At 65.3% G+C, this 2,237-nt stretch carries 2 protein-coding genes; both read left to right on the forward strand.

Going from position 1 to position 2,237, the window contains the following annotated elements:
- The coding region (locus tag WCB02_RS12185; protein WP_423958468.1) for a response regulator at positions 1–1,713 on the forward strand (1,713 nt) is incomplete at its 5' end.
- Positions 1,710–2,069, forward strand: a complete 360-nt coding sequence (locus WCB02_RS12190) for an Hpt domain-containing protein (protein ID WP_423958469.1) — start codon at positions 1,710–1,712, stop codon at positions 2,067–2,069. The genes WCB02_RS12185 and WCB02_RS12190, both read left to right, overlap by 4 nt.
- Positions 2,070–2,237: the final 168 nt, after the last annotated feature.

Consider the following 2,237-nt stretch of genomic DNA (forward strand, 5'->3'; position numbering starts at 1 on the left):
GATGGCTCGTTCGCCGGCGTCGTGGTGGTCTCACTCGATCCCGAATACCTGTCGCGGTTCTACGATTCGGTCGACATCGGCAAGCAGGGCGCGGTCACGCTGATCGGCCTCGACGGCATCGTCCGCGCCCGCGGCTCGAGCGGCCCGGTCGCGGTGGGCGCGTCGACCGCCGGTGGTCCGCTGATGGCAGCCCTCATGCACGAGACCAGCGGCACCTTGATCGGCCGCAGCCGGATCGACGGTGTCAATCGCATCTCCTCTTTCCGCAAGGTCGCGGATTATCCACTGGTCGTCGTCGTGGCGCAGGCGACCGAGGAGGTGTTCGCGGCCTACCAGCACGACCGCGACAAGAATCTCATGGCGGCGATCCTCCTGAGCCTGTTCATCGTCGTCGTCACCGTCCTGATGATCCGCTACCAGAACGGGCTGGCGAAATCGCGCGACGCGGCCGAGGCGGGGACGCGCGCGCGCTCCGAATTCCTGGCGATGATGAGCCACGAGATCAGGACGCCGATGAACGGCGTCATCGGCCTGGCGGACCTCCTGATCGGCGGCGACCTCGCCGCCGAGCAGAAGAAGATCGCGACGACGCTGCGGGAATCCGCCGACTACCTGCTGCAGATCCTCAACGACGTGCTCGATCTCTCAAAGCTCGACGCCGAACGGCTGGAGATCGAGCAGATCGAATTCGAGGTGCGCCGCACGGTCCAGACCACGATCGATCTGTTGATGTCCCGCGCCAGGGCCAAGGGACTGAGCCTGACGTCGACGATCGGCAGCGACGTCCCGAAGGTCGTGATCGGCGATCCCGCCCGCATCCGCCAGGTGCTGTTCAACCTGGTCGGCAACGCCATCAAATTCACCGAATCCGGCAGCGTCGAGATCGTCATCACCGCTGAAACCGTGGCCGACGCCAACACCGATGTGAAGACCGGTGTGAAGACCGATGCCAACACCGATGCCAAGACCGATGCGAAGACGAGGCTGGTGTTCTCGGTGAAGGACACCGGGGTCGGCATTCCCCAGGATGCCATCACGCGGCTGTTCCGCGAGTTCTCGCAGGTCGACAGCTCGATCTCGCGCCGCTTCGGCGGCACCGGCCTCGGGCTCGCCATTTCCAAGCGCCTGGTGGCGTGCATGGGCGGGGATATCCTGGTCCAGAGTACGCTCGGCCAGGGCAGCACGTTCACCTTCTCCGTGCTGGTGAGGGCGCAGACCGAAGCCGAAGCGTCCGAAGCGCTGGCACTGGAGCAGGAGCAGGCAGCGCAGGGCGCGAGCAGCGCGGCATCGCCGCCGGCCGCCGGCTGTGAGGAGAGCCCGCTGAAGATCCTGGTGGCGGAGGACAATCTGACCAACCAGTTCGTGATCCGAAAGCTGCTGGAGAAGATGGGGTACAAGCTCGATCTGGTCGAGAACGGGGTGCAGGCGGTCGCCGCGGCCCAGAAGGGGACCTATGACCTCGTGCTGATGGACATGATGATGCCGGAGATGGACGGCCTCACCGCGACGCGCATGATCCGGCAACTGCCGTCGCCTGTCTGCGACATCCATATCATCGCCCTCACGGCGAACGCGACCAGCCAGGATGAGCAGGCCTGCCTCAGCGCAGGCATGAACGATTTCGTCACCAAACCCGTCACACGAGACCGTCTCGGCGCAGCCTTGCTGCGCTCGAGGTCCGTGCCCCAGCAGCAGGAAAGGCTGATCGCATGAACGACGCTCCTATTTGCAACAAGGCCGTCTATCTCGAATTTTGCGGCGATGTCGGCCCGGAGGACGCCGCCGAGGTGCTCGGCGCCTTCCTCGAGGACACGCTGAGCAAGATGAGCGGGCTTGCTTCGCTTGCCGATCGCTCGGTGCTCAAGCGGGAAGCGCACTCGATCAAGAGCTCGTCGGCGACCTTCGGTTTCGAGAGGCTGTCGGGACTTGCCCGCCAACTGGAGTTCGGCGCCGACGCCATGAGCCCGGCCGAGGTCGAGAACGCGATCGCGGCGATCAAGCATGCCTTCGAGGCGACCGCAGGCTACGCGCGCAAGGAGCTGCTGGAAGCCAACCTCCTGACGTTGTGACGGCTGCATTCGGAGAGGCGCTTGCAAATGATCGCTTGCGAATGATCGGCGACATCATAGAGATCGAGCGCGCCAAGCGCTCTCTGCCCGATGTGACCGGGGCGCCCGCGAGCGCCGCGCCGCCGTCAGCCGCGCGTCCGAGCGACGGCGCCTCGTTCGTGAAAACCC

This window comes from Bradyrhizobium sp. (assembly GCF_049581145.1).
Classification (GTDB): domain Bacteria; phylum Pseudomonadota; class Alphaproteobacteria; order Rhizobiales; family Xanthobacteraceae; genus Bradyrhizobium.